This is a genomic window from Deltaproteobacteria bacterium (assembly GCA_030690165.1).
Classification (GTDB): Bacteria; Desulfobacterota; GWC2-55-46; order UBA9637; family UBA9637; genus JACRNJ01.
Map to the genome: position 1 here is coordinate 88,057 of JAUYHF010000007.1, position 19,210 is coordinate 107,266.

The following is a 19,210-nucleotide window of genomic DNA, read 5'->3' on the forward strand; positions in this document are numbered from 1 at the left end:
ATAAATAAAGGCTATAGGCGCGAGGCTATGGGCTGCTCCTCTCATCTATTGCCTGTTTTTTTCAAATCTTACAATCCTTGAAAATGCCTCTGGCTTGAGGCTTGCCCCGCCTACCAATGCGCCGTCTATATTCGGCTGGGCCATTAAGCTGTCAATATTATCAGGCTTAACACTTCCGCCGTATATAATCCTTGTTTCTTTAACTGCCTCAAGATTGAACATCTCATATAAAAACTCTCTTATTGAATTGTGAACCTCTTCCGCCTGCTCCGAAGTGGCTGTCTTACCTGTGCCTATTGCCCATACTGGTTCATATGCTATCGTAACATCTTTCATCAGACCCCGGCTTATATTTTTCAAGCCTTCTTCCACCTGTTTTCTTACTATTGAAAGCGTCTTGTTATTTTCTCTTTGCTCCAGAGTTTCTCCGACACAGAGTATCGGCTGCAAGCCTTCTTTTAATGAGGCGAGAACCTTTTTATTTACGGACTCGTCCGTCTCGTTAAAATACTGTCTTCTTTCAGAATGGCCTATTATAACATACTTGCAGCCAACATCCTTCAACATCTCCGGCGATACCTCGCCTGTGTAAGCCCCATTCTTTTCCCAGAATACATCCTGGCCGCAGAGCCTTATTGAGGTTTCTGCCAGGAGATAATTTATATGGCGCAGCGCTGTAAACGGCGGGGCGATTGCCACCTCTACGTTGTTTACGCCTTTAATCGCCTCTCTTATTGCAAAGACCAGAGACTCAGCCTGGCTGATGGTCATGTGCATCTTCCAGTTTCCTGCTATGAGAGGTAGTGGCATAATTTTTTAAACTGCTTTTGCAACCCTGTTATTTTTTTTATAATGTCTTAATGCTGCAATCCCTGGCAGGTCCTTGCCTTCCAAAAGCTCCAGAAATGCCCCACCGCCGGTTGAGAGATACGACATCTTTGCGTATTCGCCTGCCCTGTGAATGGCAACATCTGTATCACCGCCGCCCACAATAGTAAGGGCATATGTGTTTGCAACATTTGTCACCATCTGGAAAGTGCCGCGGCTGAAGGCATCCATCTCAAATACGCCCATTGGGCCGTTCCATATAATTGTCTTTGCGTTCTGTATTGCCTCGCCAAAAAGGGTTGTGGTTGCAGGGCCTATATCCAGGGCCATCCAATCTTTTGGTATCTCCTGGTATGTTACAACCTTTGTTTCTGCTGAGGGATCAAATTTGTCCGCAACAACAAAATCAACCGGCAGATATAATTTAATATTTTTCTGCCGCGACTTTTCTATAACAGCCTTTGCGCTTTCCAATGCAGAGTCTTCCGCAAAGGATTTGCCCACCTCATAACCCAGCGCCTTGAAAAATGTCAACGCCATGCCTCCGCCTACAATGAGCTTATCCACCTTTTCGCACAGGCTTGATAAAACCCCGATCTTGTCAGACACCTTTTTCCCGCCCACAATGGCAATTAAAGGTCTTATGGGATTTTCCATTGCCTTCTTGAAATAAGTAAGCTCTTTTTTCATCAGGAAGCCTGCGCCGCATACCTTAACATATTTTGTAACCGCCACATTTGAGGCATGGGCGCGGTGCATTGTTGCAAATGCGTCGTTTATATAGACATCGGCAATGTTTGCCAGTTTTTTGCCGAACCCGTCGTCGTTCTTTTCTTCCTCAGGATGAAACCTCAGGTTTTCCAACAGAAGGACATCGCCCCCCTTCATGTTTGCAACCATTTTCTCCACATCGCTTCCCACGCAGTCAGGCGCCATGATAACCTCTTTTTCCAAAAGCCTGCCCAGCCTCTTTGCAGCAGGGGCAAGGCTCATTTCCGGAACCCTTTTCCCTTTCGGCCTTCCAAGGTGCGATGCCAGAATAACCTTTGCACCTTCATCAAGCGCATAATTTATAGTCGGAAGCACCGCCCTTATCCTGGTGTCCTCCGCGATGTTTCCCTTATCATCCAAAGGCACATTAAAATCAACCCGGATGAGAACCCGTTTTTCTTTTATATCAAGGTCGTCTATGAATATTAAATCAAAATCCACGGTCTGCCTCCGTTTATATGCCCTTTTCCGCCATCATTTTAACAAGGTCTTTCATCCTGCACGAGAACCCCCACTCATTGTCATACCATGAAAATACCTTTACCATCCTCTTTCCGATGACCTTTGTGGATTTTGCGTCAAAGATAGAAGAATGAGTGTTGCCCTTAAAGTCAACAGATACAAGCTCTTCATCAGAGTATTGCAGTATGCCTTTCAGCCTGCCGTCTGCTGCCTTCTTCATTGCGTTATTTACATCAACCTCTGTAACATCTTTTTGAAGCTCTGCGACCAGATCAACAAGAGATACCGTAGGCACAGGCACCCTTACTGCTATGCCGTCCAATTTGCCTTTGAGCTCAGGGATGACAAGGGATACCGCCTTTGCCGCGCCTGTTGTTGTGGGTATCATTGACAGGCCGGCAGCCCTTGCTCTTCTCAAATCTTTATGAGGCAGGTCTAAAATCTTCTGGTCGTTTGTATAGGCATGAATAGTTGTCATAAGACCCCTTACAATTCCGAACTCCTCCATCAATACCTTTGCAACAGGCGCAAGACAGTTGGTTGTGCAGGATGCGTTTGAAATAACATGATGCCTTTTAGGATCGTACTTTTCGTGGTTTACGCCCATACAGATAGTTATATCCTCATTTTTTGCAGGCGCTGAGATGATGACCTTTTTAGCGCCGGCAGTTATATGACCTGCCGCCTTTTCCTTGTCAGTGAAAAGGCCTGTACACTCAAGCACAACATCTATCTTTAAATCCTTCCATGGAAGCTGGGCTGGATCTTTTATGGCCGTAATCTTTATCTCTTTCCCGTTTACCAGAATAGAATTGTCTTTAGCCTTTACATCAGCGTCTAATATGCCGAACACAGAATCGTATTTAAGAAGATGGGCAAGGGTTTTGGCGTCAGTAACATCGTTTATTGCCGCAAAGTCCAAATCTTTTTCCTTTAACGATGCCCTGAGAATATTTCTGCCGATCCTTCCAAAACCGTTGATTGCAATCCGCACAGCCATTGTTACACCCCCTTCAATTTCTTTAAAAACATTTTTGTATCTTTCAGCGACAACTGCCCAGGCGCCGAGGATTTTGTAACTGATGAGTATGTTAACAAAGAACCGAGTATGGGAAACAATATCCTTGTTGCGGTTCCCAGCCTCCCCATGGCAATGGCAATTATATTGTCATGCTGCGCCATAAGGGACGCAAGCCTGATAAAATCCTTTTTATCCCTTGCAAGGGTTGCTATCTTTACTATATCTCCGCCTGCATCCCGGCAGTTCTTTACTATAGCATTCAGCTTTTTCTGATCAGGCGTATTTTTAAAATTATGATAAGAGATTATTGTCTTCTTGTTAAGCCTGCGGGTCTTATTTACCACATCTTTCAGAATATTTTTTGAGCTAAGTTCTATGTCAACCGCATCCACAAGCGGTATTATACTCTCAAATAATTTCAGCCGCTCGATATCGCCTATTGCTGTTTTACCGCCTTCTTTCCTGCTCCTTATCGTGGCTATAAGCGGTAGTTTGGTTTTTTTAACATTTTTTATAATCCTGTTGATATATGTCTGTCCCTGGTTTTTAAAACAGTCCAGCCTCAACTCCAGAAGGTCTGCCCCATCCATTTTTGCGGCAGATATTGCTTTCTTGTCCTCGCCGTCTACTATGACTGCGGCTATTTTAGGTATGCCTCCAAGCCTTACATTGCCGATATTCATTTAACAATCCTATGCGGCGGTTCCAAAAGCCTTTTATCAATACTCTAAAGAGAGATAAAAAGTCAAGTTTTAAAAATAGTATTAGTTGATCAATATCCCCGCGTAACCCACCACATGCTCATAATCTCCGCTTGTATCGCCTGATGTAGCATAGTCAATAAGTTCAGCCCTTTTTGCGCCCAATTCCTTTGCCGCTACAAGGGCTATTGCGGCGGGTATAATCCCGCACATGCTTATATCTTCACTGGATACTGTTTCCATAAGTCCTCTTGGGTTTAATGCAAGGATTTTATCTATTGCCTTCCTGTCCTTTTTCTTTGTCACAGCATCTCTTTCGTAGTGATTCATATCCGAACTTACAACAATCAAAACCTTATCTTTATATTTGCGGATTGCATTTGCAACAGCCTTTCCCAGTTCTTCACATTCCTTATAACTCAGATACATTATCGTTACAGGGACAATTGACGTCTTTGGATTGAAATGCTGAATAAACGGCAGCTGCACTTCTAACGAGTGTTCTCTTGCATGGGCGGTTGTGTCGTCTGAAAATATATGAGACTCTTCTATCAAAAGATGCGCTATTTCCTGATTTATAGCGACCTTGCCAAAGGGCATTTCCCATTCGCCGCTTGACATCAACGCCGCTCTTTCCCCGAGTCCTGTATGGTTTGGGCCGAGGAGCAGGATATTGTCAGGTATTTTCACTCTGGAATATACAGAGCCTGCCACCTTCCCGGAGTATATATATCCTGCGTGAGGCGCAATGATTGCAATAGCATCTTCCTTGAGAGATTTTTCTTTCACCAGAGATTCTACGGTCTTTTTAAGCGCTACGCGCTCGCCGGGATAAAACTGATATGCTACTGCAGGCCTTCTAATCATGGGCAAAATTTTAGCAGAAATATACCAGGATGTCCACATTACCTTTGCAAGAGGCAATGTTTTATGTTAATTTTATAGCGCTTTATTATATGGAGGTTTTTGAGATGTCAGGCCATTCAAGATGGGCGAATATAAAACACAAAAAGGCTAAGAGCGACGTAAAAAAAGGGAAGACTTTTACAAAACTCGTCAAAGAGATAATTGTGGCGGCAAAGATGGGCGGAGGCGACCCTGACGGCAATCCACGTCTAAGAACAGCAATAGATAAGGCAAAGGCCGCCAATGTGCCGTCGGATAACATAGAACGTGCGGTTAAAAAAGGGGCCGGCGAATTAGAGGGCGTAAACTATGAAGAGTTTTTCTATGAAGGCTACGGTCCTGCCGGAGTGGCTCTGCTTGTTTCCGTTGCGACAGACAATAGAAACAGAACAGCAGGCGATGTAAGGCACATATTTACAAAATGCCACGGCAGATTAGGCGAGAGCGGTTCGGTGGCATGGATGTTTGAGAAAAAGGGGATGTTTGTCTTTGATATGGGTTCTGTAAGCGAAGATAAACTCATGGAGATTGCATTGGAAGCAGGCGCCGATGATGTGATCACAAATGATGAAGACAAGGTATTTGAGGTTTACACGGCAGCAACGGGTTTTCATAAGGTTAAGGAGATATTTGACGCAAAGGGCATTAAATATACCCTGTCTGAAATCAGCATGATACCAAAAAATATAGTCAGGATAGAGGGTAAAGAGGCTCTTCAGGTTTTGAGGCTCATGGAAGAACTTGAGGACCACGATGATGTCCAGGCTGTTTATGCAAATTTTGACATACCGCAGGAAGAGATGGAGAAAGCAGGGGAGGTTTTTTGAGGGTGCTCGGCATTGACCCAGGTTCACATATTACAGGGTATGGCATGGTAGATAGCGAGAAGGGCAGGTTATTTCATGTCTGTGACGGCAGTATTGTGACCGCCCCCAAAAACCCTCTTACTTTAAGGCTCAATTCAATCTTTGATAGTATTCAAAAAGTTATTGATGAATTCAAACCAGGAGCTGTTGTTGTTGAGGAGATATTTTATGCAAAGAATGCCAGGAGCGCTATTATGTTAGGCCACGCAAGGGGCGTGGCAATGCTGTGCGCTGCCCGGCATGGACTGCCTGTGTTTGAATACAGCCCGATGAAGATTAAGCAAGCGGTTGTCGGCTACGGTAATGCCACAAAGGAGCAGGTGCAAAAGATGGTGAAGGCGCTTCTGAATATGGACTCTATACCAAAACCTGATGCCGCTGACGCATTGGCAGCAGCGATATGCCATATACACCACAGTCGACATTCTACGAATGTCGCATTGCAAATTGAAGATTGTAAATTGAAAATTTTAAAATTAAGAAAATAGATTTACAATTTAAAATTTGCAATTTACATTTTACAATGGAGCGACAGTGATAGCCCACATTAAAGGTAAAATAATCCACAAATCGCCGGAGTCCGTCATAGTGGATGTTGGGGGGGTTGGCTATGAGGTTTATATACCTCTTTCCACTTATTATAAACTCCCTGATTTAGAGGAATATGTAAGCCTCAACACATATACTCATGTAAGGGAGGATGCGCTTCAACTGTACGGTTTTTTAACTCCGATGGAGAAAGGCATATTTCAGATGCTCATAGCCGTTTCAGGTATCGGGCCGAAGCTTGCTAGGAATATACTTTCCGGCATACCGGCGGATGACCTTATTTCAGCCGTGTCATCTGCGGATATAGCAAGACTTAAAGCCATTCCAGGGATCGGCGGGAAGACAGCAGAAAGGTTGGTTGTTGAACTTAAGGATAAGATAGCAGTCATAGATAGAAGTCAGGGCGGGTGCCCTCTGGGCGCGGGCAGAAAAGAGGAATTTGGAAGCAGATACGACAGCATATCAAAAGATGTTTATTCAGCCCTTGTAAATCTCGGCTACAAAGGCCCTATGGCGGATAAGGCAATAGAAAAGGCCAAAAAGACTAATACAAGCGCTGCAACATTTGAATCCCTGCTAAAGGAATCGCTAAAGGCGTTGGCTCATGGATAAGAGAGACATTACACCGATCGTATTAGAAGACGAAAAGGTCTTTGATGCAACACTCAGGCCTAAGTCCTTAAAGGACTATATTGGTCAGAATGCAATAAAGGGGAATCTCAAGGTCTTTATTGATGCTGCCAAGGGAAGGGGCGAGGCGCTTGACCATGTGCTTTTTTGCGGTCCCCCTGGACTCGGTAAGACAACCCTTGCATATATCATAGCCAATGAGCTTAATGTAAACATAAAGACCACATCAGGCCCTGTCATAGAAAGGGCAGGCGACCTTGCCGCAATACTTACAAACCTTGAAGAACACGATGTCCTCTTTATTGACGAAATTCATAGGCTCTCCAGTGTTATAGAGGAGATACTATATCCTGCCATGGAGGATTATCACATAGACATAATCATAGGCCAGGGGCCGTCTGCGAGGAGCGTCAAACTGGACATACCAAAGTTCACGCTCATCGGCGCTACAACACGGGCAGGGCTTCTCACATCGCCGCTTCGGGACAGATTCGGGATTATCTCAAGGCTGGATTTCTATTCACCGGATGAGCTTAAAATAATTATCAAAAGGTCGGCAGGGATCTTAAATATGGAAACGGATGACGGCGGCGCAGAGGAGATTGCGCGACGTTCAAGGGGCACACCGAGGATTGCAAACAGGCTGCTTAAGAGGGTCAGGGATTTTGCGCAGATAAAGGCAGACGGCATAATAACCAGGGTGGTGGCAGATGAGGCGCTCAAATGTCTTGAGATAGATAACAGGGGTTTTGACAAGATGGATAGACAGATACTCCTTGCCATAATAGACAAATTCGGCGGAGGCCCTGTGGGCATAGAATCCCTTTCAGCAAGTTTACATGAGGAAAAGGACGCGCTTGAGGATGTGTATGAGCCTTTTCTCATACAGGAAGGTTTTATACAGAGAACGTCAAGGGGTAGAGTTGCGACAAAATTGGCGTATGAACATATTGGAAGGGTGTATAAAGAAGGACAGAATAGTCAGCAGGAAAAGTTGTTTTAGGTATAGTAAGCGCTAAAAATAAATAGACATCGTAGCTCAAGGCTTTAGCCTTGAAAGTCTTGAGAAACCTCAAACCTGAAGGTTTGAGCTACAGAAGAATGCCAACTTTAATTTATGAAACTACTCGTCCACATCTGCTGCGGCCCATGTGCCATATATCCGCTCAAGAAAATAGTTGATGGGAGGATGGATGTATGGGGATTTTTCTACAACCCGAATATCCACCCCTATACAGAATATCAAAAAAGACTTGCTGCTGTGAAATCCCTTGCTGAGAAGATGGATATAGAAATGATTTACAGAGATGAATATAACCTTGAGGAGTTTTTGAAGAATACATTAAAAGCAGAAATTGTAACTCAAGGCTTTAGCCTTGAGAATATCAAACCTGAAGGTTTGAGTTACAATAGGCCTGCCCGATGCGGCTATTGCTATTCCTCCCGGCTTGAGGCAACAGCAAAGGCTGCAAAGGAAAACGGTTTTGACTATTTTTCATCATCCCTTCTTTACAGCAAATATCAGAACCACGATGAGATAAAAAATATCGGCAATGAATTGGCAGAAAAATACGGTATCCCATTTTACTATGATGATTTTAGAATCGGCTGGAAACAAGGCATTAAAGAATCGAAAGAGATGGGGCTTTACCGGCAAAAGTATTGCGGATGCATATTCAGCGAAAAGGAGAGGTATTTAGCAGTTAAATAAACATTCGGGCTTTGTAGATATTGTAAGGATCCCCAAGTTGATATTTTTACTGTTATTTTTACTTGACAAACATCGTTAATATAAATACAGTCTACTCATAAAGATAGGTATTTTCAACTGTTGGTTTTTTTATTAAAGATTTAAGGAGGAAAACATGATGGGAAAATGATGAACATGGGATTAAGATAGTTAGGGCAATTAAATAAAAAAATAAAAAAAGGGTAGGAGGTTACTATGCAGAGAAAAGTAAACATTATATTTCTTGTTTTTTTATGGGCTGTTGTGATGGCTGCTACAGCACATTCAGCAGATTGGCGGTGGAACGGCTATTTTGGCGTAAACTATGAGGACGACACGCGGCAGAATCAGTCAGGGGGGTTTGATACCTATGTGCTCTCCCTTATCTCAAACATCAAGATAGATGAAAACCTCCGATTAGTGGGCCAAGTTGACTGGGAGCATGCGCCCTATATTGACTTTAGTTCAGACAGCACGGGCACAAAGAGCCTGGATCAACGGACATCAGGAGAAGTTACGCTGTCCAACGCCTACGGGCAGTATACGGTTGCTGAATACCTGAAAATAAGCGCAGGGAAGTTTTTCGTTCCTGTCGGCATCTACAACCAGATTTTTTATGCGGTGCCTACGTTTCCGACATTGAAGACTCCTCAAGAATCTGTCTATAAAAGAAGCGGCTCTACGGATAAGGACGCTACTTTCTTTCAGCGATATGCTCAAGGCGTATGGCTAAACGGAGATGCCGGTCTTCTTGCCTATGATGTTTATCTTACCAACGGAAGAACATTCCGGCAACATGTGGATGACAACACGAATAAGAGCGTCGGCGGAAGACTGAAACTGAATCTCCTCGTTCGCGACGTGGGCATCACACCCCTTGTCTCTTACTACCAGGACAAATACAGCGTGCCGGCTACCACGCCCACTCAAACAAAGAAACAAACTTCGTTTATACCGGGAATAGAAGTAACCGCAGGCGACCTGGTAGTGCGGGGTGAATATGCTTCGAGCACCATAAAAAATGTCAATGCCTCGGGGGAAACAGACTTCTCCGCATACTATGCAGAGGCATATTATACGATAGCGGAGAAATTCACACCCTATCTACGTTATGAGCTGTATGAGCCTAATAAAGATGTTGCAGACGACAAAGAGACGGAAACAACGGTTGGTGTTTCCTATCACATTATACCGTGGGTAGCGCAGGTTAAAGCCCATGTGAAGTTTCACGATTATGAAAAGGAAATATCCCCAACGGCAACATCCTCAGGCAAACAAGCGTATAATGTCTACGGCATAGGTCTGGCCCTTGGATTTTGATATGCATCATCCGTACAGCACAATCTGTTTTTTTATTGCCATTTTTTTTGCAATGTTTATGCGCATGGATTTTGCGTGCGCGGAAATGGAAGGCCAGAATGTGGTTGTGATTGTCAATTATAACCTTCTCCATGAGAACTCGTTGCTGCCTTTGGAGATGACGCAGAAGGAGTTAAAAGATATCTACCTGGGTGTCAAGGACAGCGAGAAGGGGGTAAAGCTCCTTCCTGCAGATCAGAAGGATAAAAAAATTTTTGGAGAGTTTCTTTCGCAATTCATTGGCATGTCAGCGACTTCGTATAAAAGCCACTGGGTCAAAAAATTATTTGCTTTAGGTGTCCCGGTCCCTAAGGTTATTGACGGGCATATAGAAGTGATAAAATATGTTTCAGAGAATGCGGGCGCCATCGGCTATGTATGGAAAAGCGATATTAAGGGAAATGAAAAGGGGATACGCGCGGTAAAGATATCGCCGTAAGACTGCGTAGATATAATGCAAAAAAGTCTTCACTCAATAAAATTCAGATTTTTTGCGGGTTTTTTTTCCTTCATTCTTATATTCCTCAGCATGCTTCCTATTATCTACACTACCAACAAGAGAAATAAAAATGATATGAGGGTCATTGTAAATCAAAGCGCCCAGCAGAGGCGGGTCTCTGAAATGGCTTTTCTGGTTAATCAATATGCAACTACAGGGCAGGAAGATTTTTTGAAACACTTTAATAAAGAAGAAGAGGAATTTGAAAAAACATTCAGGGGCATTGCAAACCCTCCGCAGGAATTGCTGGATTTGTGGAAATCCTATAAGAATATGTCTATAGCAATCATAGCGGAAGTCAAGAAAATATTTGCAGGGGAAGACGCATCCCTTGAGGAAATAGCCACATCGAAAAATAAATTGTCTGAGATTGGCGCTAAATTAGACGCCTCTATCAATTCCATGATTATTAATATAGAAAAAGAATCTCTCCATAGGGCAAAAACTATATTTATTGTTACAATAATCCTTCTAACCCTTGCTATATTTCTGGGTATATTCTTTATGTACTCCAGCTCCCGCGTGACTTTGCGGCCGTTCTTAAAAATTATTAGTGAATTGGATTCGGTCAGCAAGGGAGATCTTACTAATGAGATTGATGTTAAAATCCAATTTTGGGGATTCACCTTTAATGATGAGATAGCCCATCTGGTGGACAGCGTCAATACGATTATTCGTAACTTGCGCGTTTCTATCGGGGGTATCCATCGCACATCTCAAGATATGTCAGATGTCTCCCGCGGCCTCAAAGTAACCTCTGAGGGCCTCAAAGAATCTGCCCAGACACAGTTTGGCGCAATGAAAGAGGCCTCTTCATCCGTAGATAAAGCCAGCGCATCGATGGGGGCAGTTGCAGAAAATACAGAGGAACTGCTTAAGGCGGCGGAAAGTGCTTCAGCATCATCCATTGAAATGTCGGCTGCCGTTATTTCTGTTGCTGAACATGTTGAAAAGCTTGCAGTATCTATTCACAGGACATCTGCCTCAATCAGTCAGATAGGCGCTTCGCTTCAGCAGGTTGCTGCGCATGTTAACACCCTGTTCAGCACAACGGAAGAGGCAGCCTCTTACGCAACAGAGATAAATTATATAGTCAAGGACGTTGGCAATAGCTCACGGGAACAGGCGCATCTCGCTGAACAGGTGAAACGGGATGCTTCCACCTTTGGCGCAGAGGCAATGGATAGGACTATGTCGGGCATGGAAAAGATCAAAGAAGAGGTTGCTGTTACCTCGGCTGTTATCAAAAGGCTTGCGGAAAGATCTGACGAAATAGGAAAGATAATCGAGGTTATTGATGAAATTGCTGATACCACAAACCTTCTTTCCTTAAATGCCGCAATTCTTGCGGCCCAGGCAGGGGAGCACGGGCTGGGGTTTGCCGTGGTAAGCAATGAGGTAAAAGGTCTGGCAAAGAGCACTGCGTCAAGGACAAAATTGATAGCTGAACTCATTGGTCAGATGCAGGATGAGGTTGTTGCCGCAACAAGTTCCATAGAGCGCACTTCAGCGCGCGTTGCTGAAGGACTTAAATTTTCAAGGGAAGCCGGTGATGCGTTGAGCAAGATTACTAAGAGTTCTGAAGTTTCCCTTGACATGGCTAAAAAGATTGAGAAGGCCGCTGAAGAGCAGTCTCAGGGCGTAAGTCAGGTTGTTGAGGCAATTCAGAAGGTCAACAGTATGGTTGAGGGTATTAAGAAGGCAACGGATGAGCAAACAATGGCATCAAAAGAAATAATGCAAGCTACTGAGGATATAAAAGGGGTAACACAAGGGGTAAGGCATTCCACCAAGGAGCAATCAAAACAAGGCAAATATATATCTCAGGTTATATTCGATGTGTCTCAAAAGATGGGTTTAATTGCGAATGCCATGAAAGAACAAAAAACCATTGCAGAAAAGATTGTCTATACTATTGAGACAATAAAGAAAAAAACGAATGAAAATCTCTTGCTTACTGTAGAGCTCGATAAGACTGTTAAAAATCTTGATACGCAGGCAGTCTCGCTGAATGAACAAGTGGGTGGTTTTAAAGTGTAAGGTTCACTTCAATAGCCGCGGCTGTCAATCTAATCCCCCTCTTTTATCAATCGATTTAAATAAATATCAACTGAGCCAAAGGTCTTATTTATTGACTATTGAATAATTTGCAAATAAGAATTATCATAGCGTCGTATAGTTTAGAAACAAGGTCTTTACGGCCTGTTAATGAGGAGGGGATTATGAAAAGGATGCTTGTTCTATTGTTTTTCAGTTTGTTTATTGTGATTGGTTTATGGTGGGCAAAGCCCACCCTACTTTTTGCCGCCCAATCCACCATCACAGAATCCGAAGGCTATGCGTGCATGGGAGAAGATAAGTCAAGGAAGCAGGCTGAACAGACTGCAATGACAGATGCAAAGAGGAAGGCAGTGGAAAATGTGATGAGTTATATAAAGAGCGAGACAAAGGTCAAGGACTTTCAGCTTGAAAAGGATGTTATTGAGGCTTATGCAAATGCAAGCGTAAAGATAAATCAGGAGATTGAAAAGGGCTGGTATAAGGATGCCACAATGGGAGATTGCTATAAGATTAAGATTAAAGCGGAGGTTGTCCCTGATGAAAAGGCAATGAAAAAGGTTTCGCAGGCAGTGGACGACCCGTCTGCGCCGCTTGGCGTCAATGTCTGGACAGATAAAAAGGAATATAAACATGGTGAAAAGATAAAGATCTATGTCAAAGGCAATAAGCCATTTTATGTGAGGGTTGTTTATAAAGATGCTGATGGAAGTATTTTACAGCTTCTTCCCAATCCATACAGGCAGGATAATTATTTCAATGGGGGTGTGGTTTACGAAATTCCGTCAGGAAATGATAGATTTGAACTTGAGGTAAGCCCGCCATTCGGCGAGGAGAACATAATCGTTTATGCAAGCACATCGCCTCTGGGCGGTATAGAGCTTGAATCTTTGGGAGGGGTTTATCAGGTAAAAACAAATACAAAAGATATAGGCGACAGGACAAGGAGTGTTAAGATTATGGAAAAGGTGGGCAGCAAAGCCGGCGCTAATGAAGTTTCAGCTTCGGAATTTTTTGAAGAAAAGGCAGTTGTAAAGACAGGGAAATAGCAACTTTGCAGTTAAGTTTTTCATATTATCAAAGTATAGATTTTGTGATAATATAAGAGGCGGTTAAATGCAATAAAAAGGGGGATTGAGTATGGGAAAAGAGGATTTATTAAACCGTATTATTGTAAAACCTGAAGTGATGGTGGGAAAGCCGACAATAAGGGGATTGAGAATTACTGTGGAGCAGATATTAAAGGCGCTTGCAGGAGGAGTAACAGTTGAAGAACTATTAGAAGACTATCCTGAACTTGAAAGGGAAGATATTCAGGCAGCCCTTATGTATGCTTCTGAACTCGTAAACGAAGAACAGGTCTTTGCTGTCCGTTAAGAATAATCTCTTGCTATGGCAATCAAACTAAAATTTCTTGTAGATGTTGGCGTTGGCAAGAAAGTAGAGAAATATCTTGCAGAAACAGGCTATGATGTAAAGTGCGTGAGGAATATAAACCCAAGGGCTGGTGATTCTGATATATTGCATCTGGCAGTTAAGGAAAACCGTATGGTAATCACAATGGATAAAGACTTTGGGGAACTTGTTTACAATTCAGGAAAATTGCATTCGGGGGTATTGATTTTGAGGCTTGAAGATGCTAATGGCGACAAGAAGGTAGAAACCGTAAAGAAAATACTAAGCGAATATTCAGATAAGTTATACGGCAAGTTTTGTGTATTTCAGGGAGAAAGGTTAAGAATAAAAAACTAAAGCGTCTCTGAATTAAAGGAGGAGGGCGCGATGAAAACATTCAAAAAAATGACCCTGCCAAGAATTTTGTCTGTTATTTTTATTCTCTTTCTTCCCTCATGTATGGCAACGCCTGATATTCATGTTAAAAGCTCAGACATGTCAATTGCGATCAAGAAAGAGTCACCTGCGGTAATGCGTGTAGCGGTTTCTCTTGATGGTAAATATATATTGTCTGGAAGCATTGATTCTACATTCAGGCTGTGGGATATTTCAGCAGGAAAAGAGATAAGAAAATTCATTGTAAATCCAATAAACACTAATATGGGGCAGGGTGTTCAGGTAGCTTTTTCCTCTGATGGCAAACATGCGATTTCGGTTGGTGCAGACAATTTTAAGATTTGGGATATTTCAACTGGTGGTGAAGTAAGCTCTTTTGATATTGGCAGTTCATATGTGACGAGCATAAGTATATCTGCAGATGGGAGATATGCTCTGATACCATTCAATATCCTATTTTCATCAAGGCTCCACCTATATTTATTAGGTATTGGATCCGACAAGGTAATAAAGTTGGGAAAGTCTGTAAAAACGTGGGGTAGTGATTTTGTATCAGCTGCTATTTCTCCTGATGGAAAATATGCTTTATCAGGTCATGGTGATGGCAAAATAGAGCTATGGGACATTGCAAAAGAAAAGGTAATAAAAAAGATTAAGGGTAGAAGTTTTTTTCCGTCGGGAATTACTTCCGTGGCATTCTCTCCTGATGGGAAATATGCCCTTTCAGGAGGAACTGATAATACTGTTAAGTATTGGGATGTGACCAGCGGTGCAGAAATAAAGTCATTCAAAGGGCATACCAGTGTTACAGGTATTCTTTCCGTAACCTTTTCTCCTGATGGCAAACTTGGATTGTCAGGAGGTTGCGATGCTCTTATTAAATTGTGGGACCTTACTACTGGCGCTGAGTTAAAAACCTTTACAGGACACACAAGCGGAGGAGTGAATTGCGTTACTTCCGTCCAATTTACACCTGATGGAAGTCATATAGTTTCAGGCGGTGACGCCTCTGTGAGAATCTGGGATGTTGCTACAGGCGAGGAAATTGCCACTATGATCGGGTTCGAAGATGGTGAATGGATAGTTTTGACAACAGAAGGCTACTACAACTCCTCTGAGAAAGGTGCTCAATATCATACTGTTAAGATGGGGGGAAAAGACTACAGTGTTGACAGCTTCTACGACGTTTTCTACCGTCCTGACATGGTAGCAGCCAAGTTGAGAGGAGAAGACATAAAAGACTTAATCACAATCATCATGAAAGACGCAATCAAAACCCCGCCTCCTGTAGTTGAGATTAGCCCGATCGCATCATCTCCAACATCTTCAAAGGCAAAAGTCTGCTATAACATAAAAAGCACTGGCGGAGGAATAGGAGAGGTCCGGCTATTTCATAACGGAAAACTCATAGAATCAGATGGCTTTTACAAAGAAGCAGCCAAAGCAGTTACAGAAAAGACCCAGCTTGTGAAACTCAACAGCAAGACAATATATGAAGACATGAGAAGCGTAAAGATAAAAGGCATAGGAGAGATAAGCCCTGTAACAACCAAGACAAAGGGAGAGGTCTTTAACGACTGTAAAGAGATAGAGGCAATATCAGGAGAAAACGAGATAAGCATAACAGCATTTAACAAAGGCAATACAGTCCAGGGCTATATGCAGACAGCCAAATTCACCTCAACAATAAAACAGGAAGAACCCCATCTTTACATCCTCTCCATAGGTATAGACCAATACAAAGACAACTCAATAAACCTCAAATACGCGGTAAAAGACTCAAAAGACATAGAAGAAAGACTTCTTAAACAGGCAAAGAGCATCTACAAACCCCGGAACATCCACTACGAACTCTTTACAGACGATAATGCCACAAAGGCAAATATAATAAGCAAAATCAATGAACTTTCACAAAAAATCAAACCAACAGACAGTTTCATACTTTTTGTTGCAGGTCATGGGATACTCCTTCAGAACCAATACTACATGCTTACCCACGACTTTGACGGGAAGGTAAATGATAATAACCTCATAAGCTCAAATGAAATCGTAGAGTTCTCAAAGAAAATCAAATCCCTAAGCCAATTATTTATCTTTGACACCTGCCACGCAGGAGGAGTTGACTACATAGTAAGCGGTCTTTACGATGCAAGGATGTCGGTATTGGCTAAGAAGATGGGCTTACACATCTATGCCTCAGCAAGCGACAAGCAGTCAGCGCTGGATGGTTATCAGGGGAACGGACTTTTCACATACATACTCCTTGACGGACTGAATAACAAAATAGAAGCAGACAAAAATCAGGATAAACAAATCAGTCTCACAGAACTCGGAGGATACACAAAACAGACAACAACAGAGATATCAAAAAAAATAGGACATCAACAGACGCCATTGATAATAAACTTTGGCAAGGATAATGCAGTTTATGAGTTGAGGTAAGAAGATTATTCTTATTGCTCCGAAAATAGCCCATCCCCACCCTAACCCTCCCCTTGAATGGGAGGGAACAAAAAAGTCTCCTCTCCATCAGGGAGAGGATTAAAGCTTGCCCCCGAAGTATTTATCGGGGGGTGAGGGTGGGGTTAATTTTCATCCCCCTTTGTGAGCCAAAGGCTCGTTAGGGTTTCACCTGATAAAGAGGTATAACAAATGCCGAGAAATATCGCAGTAGAAATCCTTAAAAATAAACCTGTATCAGAGCAGGATGTTGAGATTGTTGAGAGGAAGGGTGTGGGACATCCTGATTATATCTGCGATGCCATAATGGACAGTATCTCCGTTGCCCTGAGCCAGGAGTATCTTAAAAGATTTGGGGATATTCTCCACCATAATATTGACAAAGGGCTTCTTGCAGCGGGACAGGTGGAAAGGAGATTCTGCGGCGGCAGGGTTTTAAAGCCCATGGAGCTTATAATCGGCGACAGGGCTACCTTTAAGGCCGGCGGCAAGGATATAGATGTGGAAGGCATTGCAGTTAAGACCGCAAAGAGATGGTTTGAAAATAATCTGAGGTTTGTTGATTCGGAAAAAGATGTCAGATACAGGAGCGTGCTTGCGCCGTCATCAGAGGAGCTTGCAGATATCTTCAAAAGAAAGGGAAAAATCAGGGGCGCAAACGATACCTCCGCAGTTGTGGGGTATGCGCCATTTACCTCCACGGAGAGCTCTGTTTACGAAACCGAAAGGTTTTTAAATTCAGAGGAGATTAAGAACATTCATCCTGAAACAGGCGAGGATGTGAAGGTAATGGGGCTGAGAAAAGGGGATATATTGGAGATGACTGTTGCTGTGCCGCTTATCTCAAGATATGTTGAAAACGAAAAGGATTATTTTATAAAAAAGGATAAGATAAAAACGCTGATAAATAGGTTTGTCCATGATAAATTTAAGTTTGATAAAATAACCGTCCATCTTAATACCCTTGACAAGAAGGGAAAAGGACTCGGCGGCATATATCTTTCTTTACTTGGAACATCTGCAGAAGATGCAGACTCAGGACAGGTTGGAAGGGGAAACAGGGTGAACGGCATAATATCACTTAATAGGCCAATGGGCACAGAGGCAGCTGCCGGCAAAAATCCTGTAAGTCATGTGGGCAAGATTTACAATATCCTTGCGCATAAATTGGCAAAGGATATATATGATAATGTTGAGGGGGTAAAAGAGGTCTATGTGTGGCTTTTAAGCGAGATTGGGACAAGGATTGATAAGCCGCACCTTGCTTCTGCGCATATTGTATTGCAAAGGGGCGCTGATAAAAGGAAGGTTTGCAAAAAGGCGGAAGGAATGATAGAAAAAGGGTTAGCCGATATAGGTAGATTGTGTATGGAGCTTGCCCGCGGCAGGTATCCGGTCTGCTGATTTTGCAGATTAGGCTCAATAGGTTTTAGATTTGCTATTTCCGATTGATACTTTTTTAGTTATTCCCAAATCATTTTTTAATGGAGGTAATCATGGCAAAGAGAGGACATGTATGGCGCAGATATTATATCCATGAGATTCAAAAGGAGTATGCAATAATGGTGGTCATACTCCTGCTGGTATATACCTTCATCCTGAGTCTGTTTCTTTTTGGACCGCCTGCGATTAAACTATTTGCTGATGTTCCGTTACCGGAGAAGGCGGAGGCTTCCACACAAGTCCTGGTATTTGCAGATAGGCTCTGGCCGGCGGTAATCGTAAGCTTCTTCCTGAGCACTGCTATCAGTATCTATGCTACCCATCGTGTTGCAGGACCTATATACAGGTTTGAACAAACGGTAAAAAGGCTGATTTTGGGGGATATTTCGGTAAGGATTAAACTAAGGGAAAATGACCGGTTAGTCTGCCTTTCAAATCTTATCAATCAGATGGCGGATAATATGAGCGCAGCTATAAGCGACGTCAAAAAAGAGACAGTTGAAATGAAAGAAATACTTGATAAAATTTTGCCGGAACTGGGATCTCAAGGCCATAAAGATATGTTGAAATCTATGGAAGGCATTGCAGAACATCGGGACAGGATAGAAAAGATGTTGGCAAAATTCAATGTAACCCAGGTTAAAAAAGCAGATTAAACATTCTGTAATGATAGAGGAAAGGCCATCATGCTTTTAGTTGATAGACCATTCCAAAAAAACTCATCCGGAAAAGGCATCACTGCCTTAAACAACCGCAAACAACCCCCGATGTTTTATTGCAAACCAGGGTTTACATTTATAGAGTTATTGTTTGTTATGATAGTGATGGCAATTTTATCTATTATTGCAATTCCGTTATATTTTAGTATAATCAAAACTGCCAAGACTGTGGAGGCGCAGCAGGCATTAACAGAAATCCAGAGATTGGAAGAATTATATCTGTTTGATAATAACAACTATTCAAACAATCTTTCAGGAATAGGATTCAAGGATCAGCTTAAATATTATTCTGTAACTATAGCGCTTAAGCCCAATGGTTTTACTGCCACAGCAACAGGAAATCTTGATAGCGATGCTGATATGGATACATGGACAATAGATGAAACCAAAAGGCTTGTTCATGGAATTCAGGATTGAT

20 protein-coding genes are annotated in these 19,210 nt (G+C 42.7%); 15 read left to right on the forward strand and 5 right to left on the reverse strand.

Annotation, left to right across the window (positions count from 1 at the left end; genetic code table 11):
- Positions 1-45 precede the first annotated feature (45 nt).
- From tpiA to amrB, 5 genes are all read right to left on the reverse strand, one after another.
- Positions 46-810, reverse strand: coding sequence for a triose-phosphate isomerase (gene tpiA, locus Q8P28_01730; protein MDP2681513.1), 765 nt, complete (start codon positions 808-810; stop codon positions 46-48).
- A 6-nt stretch (positions 811-816) separates the two neighbouring features.
- Positions 817-2,040, reverse strand: a complete 1,224-nt coding sequence (locus tag Q8P28_01735) for a phosphoglycerate kinase (GenBank protein ID MDP2681514.1) — start codon at positions 2,038-2,040, stop codon at positions 817-819.
- A gap of 13 nt (positions 2,041-2,053) precedes the next feature.
- On the reverse strand, positions 2,054-3,061 hold the full coding sequence (gene gap, locus Q8P28_01740) for a type I glyceraldehyde-3-phosphate dehydrogenase (GenBank protein MDP2681515.1): 1,008 nt from the start codon (positions 3,059-3,061) through the stop codon (positions 2,054-2,056).
- Positions 3,062-3,063: 2 nt separating this feature from the next.
- Positions 3,064-3,765 (reverse strand): type I 3-dehydroquinate dehydratase, encoded by a 702-nt coding sequence (aroD, locus tag Q8P28_01745; protein MDP2681516.1) that lies wholly within the window; start codon positions 3,763-3,765, stop codon positions 3,064-3,066.
- Between the two features lie 81 nt (positions 3,766-3,846).
- Positions 3,847-4,650, reverse strand: coding sequence for an AmmeMemoRadiSam system protein B (gene amrB / locus Q8P28_01750; GenBank protein ID MDP2681517.1), 804 nt, complete (start codon positions 4,648-4,650; stop codon positions 3,847-3,849).
- Between the two features lie 104 nt (positions 4,651-4,754).
- On the opposite strand from amrB, the gene Q8P28_01755 reads away from it, so the two are divergent.
- The 15 genes from Q8P28_01755 (at position 4,755) to Q8P28_01825 (ending at position 19,209) form a co-directional block, all read left to right on the forward strand.
- Complete coding sequence (locus Q8P28_01755; protein MDP2681518.1) at positions 4,755-5,516, forward strand: YebC/PmpR family DNA-binding transcriptional regulator; 762 nt, start codon at positions 4,755-4,757, stop codon at positions 5,514-5,516.
- Positions 5,513-6,043 (forward strand): crossover junction endodeoxyribonuclease RuvC, encoded by a 531-nt coding sequence (gene ruvC / locus Q8P28_01760; protein MDP2681519.1) that lies wholly within the window; start codon positions 5,513-5,515, stop codon positions 6,041-6,043. The genes Q8P28_01755 and ruvC overlap by 4 nt, the downstream gene beginning before the upstream one ends.
- Before the next feature lie 46 nt (positions 6,044-6,089).
- Positions 6,090-6,716, forward strand: coding sequence for a Holliday junction branch migration protein RuvA (gene ruvA / locus Q8P28_01765; protein MDP2681520.1), 627 nt, complete (start codon positions 6,090-6,092; stop codon positions 6,714-6,716).
- Positions 6,709-7,737, forward strand: coding sequence for a Holliday junction branch migration DNA helicase RuvB (gene ruvB, locus Q8P28_01770; protein MDP2681521.1), 1,029 nt, complete (start codon positions 6,709-6,711; stop codon positions 7,735-7,737). Before ruvA ends, ruvB begins: the two co-directional genes overlap by 8 nt.
- Before the next feature lie 114 nt (positions 7,738-7,851).
- Positions 7,852-8,445 (forward strand): epoxyqueuosine reductase QueH, encoded by a 594-nt coding sequence (locus Q8P28_01775; protein ID MDP2681522.1) that lies wholly within the window; start codon positions 7,852-7,854, stop codon positions 8,443-8,445.
- Positions 8,446-8,679: 234 nt separating this feature from the next.
- The gene (locus tag Q8P28_01780) at positions 8,680-9,783 is read left to right on the forward strand and encodes a hypothetical protein (protein ID MDP2681523.1); all 1,104 of its coding nucleotides are present in this window, start codon (positions 8,680-8,682) and stop codon (positions 9,781-9,783) included.
- Between the two features lie 64 nt (positions 9,784-9,847).
- Positions 9,848-10,261 (forward strand): hypothetical protein, encoded by a 414-nt coding sequence (locus Q8P28_01785; GenBank protein ID MDP2681524.1) that lies wholly within the window; start codon positions 9,848-9,850, stop codon positions 10,259-10,261.
- A gap of 90 nt (positions 10,262-10,351) precedes the next feature.
- Positions 10,352-12,361, forward strand: a complete 2,010-nt coding sequence (locus Q8P28_01790) for a HAMP domain-containing methyl-accepting chemotaxis protein (GenBank protein MDP2681525.1) — start codon at positions 10,352-10,354, stop codon at positions 12,359-12,361.
- A 182-nt stretch (positions 12,362-12,543) separates the two neighbouring features.
- Positions 12,544-13,428 (forward strand): DUF4384 domain-containing protein, encoded by an 885-nt coding sequence (locus Q8P28_01795; GenBank protein MDP2681526.1) that lies wholly within the window; start codon positions 12,544-12,546, stop codon positions 13,426-13,428.
- A gap of 91 nt (positions 13,429-13,519) precedes the next feature.
- The gene (locus Q8P28_01800; GenBank protein ID MDP2681527.1) at positions 13,520-13,756 is read left to right on the forward strand and encodes a DUF433 domain-containing protein; all 237 of its coding nucleotides are present in this window, start codon (positions 13,520-13,522) and stop codon (positions 13,754-13,756) included.
- 15 nt (positions 13,757-13,771) lie between these two features.
- Positions 13,772-14,131, forward strand: coding sequence for a DUF5615 family PIN-like protein (locus Q8P28_01805; GenBank protein MDP2681528.1), 360 nt, complete (start codon positions 13,772-13,774; stop codon positions 14,129-14,131).
- Positions 14,132-14,161: 30 nt separating this feature from the next.
- A complete protein-coding gene (locus Q8P28_01810; protein ID MDP2681529.1) occupies positions 14,162-16,612 on the forward strand; it encodes a caspase family protein in 2,451 nt (816 codons plus the stop codon).
- Positions 16,613-16,822: 210 nt separating this feature from the next.
- Positions 16,823-18,034: a methionine adenosyltransferase gene (locus Q8P28_01815; GenBank protein ID MDP2681530.1), complete on the forward strand. Its 1,212-nt coding sequence runs from the start codon at positions 16,823-16,825 to the stop codon at positions 18,032-18,034.
- A 92-nt stretch (positions 18,035-18,126) separates the two neighbouring features.
- Positions 18,127-18,729, forward strand: coding sequence for a methyl-accepting chemotaxis protein (locus Q8P28_01820; GenBank protein MDP2681531.1), 603 nt, complete (start codon positions 18,127-18,129; stop codon positions 18,727-18,729).
- Positions 18,730-18,759: 30 nt separating this feature from the next.
- Positions 18,760-19,209 carry a type IV pilin protein gene (locus Q8P28_01825; GenBank protein ID MDP2681532.1) on the forward strand — a complete coding sequence of 150 codons (450 nt, stop codon included), beginning with the start codon at positions 18,760-18,762 and terminating at the stop codon, positions 19,207-19,209.
- The last annotated feature ends 1 nt before the right edge of the window (position 19,210 follow it).

Coding starts and splice junctions, on each gene's coding strand:
- aroD (MDP2681516.1), bottom strand. CDS start 3,765: ATGAATATCGGCAATGTAAGGCTTGGAGGCATACCTAAAATAGCCGCA.
- Q8P28_01785 (MDP2681524.1), top strand. CDS start 9,848: ATGGATTTTGCGTGCGCGGAAATGGAAGGCCAGAATGTGGTTGTGATT.
- Q8P28_01825 (MDP2681532.1), top strand. CDS start 18,760: ATGCTTTTAGTTGATAGACCATTCCAAAAAAACTCATCCGGAAAAGGC.
- Q8P28_01815 (MDP2681530.1), top strand. CDS start 16,823: ATGCCGAGAAATATCGCAGTAGAAATCCTTAAAAATAAACCTGTATCA.
- Q8P28_01805 (MDP2681528.1), top strand. CDS start 13,772: ATGGCAATCAAACTAAAATTTCTTGTAGATGTTGGCGTTGGCAAGAAA.
- Q8P28_01820 (MDP2681531.1), top strand. CDS start 18,127: ATGGCAAAGAGAGGACATGTATGGCGCAGATATTATATCCATGAGATT.
- amrB (MDP2681517.1), bottom strand. CDS start 4,650: ATGATTAGAAGGCCTGCAGTAGCATATCAGTTTTATCCCGGCGAGCGC.
- ruvB (MDP2681521.1), top strand. CDS start 6,709: ATGGATAAGAGAGACATTACACCGATCGTATTAGAAGACGAAAAGGTC.
- tpiA (MDP2681513.1), bottom strand. CDS start 810: ATGCCACTACCTCTCATAGCAGGAAACTGGAAGATGCACATGACCATC.
- gap (MDP2681515.1), bottom strand. CDS start 3,061: ATGGCTGTGCGGATTGCAATCAACGGTTTTGGAAGGATCGGCAGAAAT.
- Q8P28_01780 (MDP2681523.1), top strand. CDS start 8,680: ATGCAGAGAAAAGTAAACATTATATTTCTTGTTTTTTTATGGGCTGTT.
- Q8P28_01790 (MDP2681525.1), top strand. CDS start 10,352: ATGCTTCCTATTATCTACACTACCAACAAGAGAAATAAAAATGATATG.
- Q8P28_01795 (MDP2681526.1), top strand. CDS start 12,544: ATGAAAAGGATGCTTGTTCTATTGTTTTTCAGTTTGTTTATTGTGATT.
- Q8P28_01810 (MDP2681529.1), top strand. CDS start 14,162: ATGAAAACATTCAAAAAAATGACCCTGCCAAGAATTTTGTCTGTTATT.
- Q8P28_01800 (MDP2681527.1), top strand. CDS start 13,520: ATGGGAAAAGAGGATTTATTAAACCGTATTATTGTAAAACCTGAAGTG.
- Q8P28_01755 (MDP2681518.1), top strand. CDS start 4,755: ATGTCAGGCCATTCAAGATGGGCGAATATAAAACACAAAAAGGCTAAG.
- Q8P28_01775 (MDP2681522.1), top strand. CDS start 7,852: ATGAAACTACTCGTCCACATCTGCTGCGGCCCATGTGCCATATATCCG.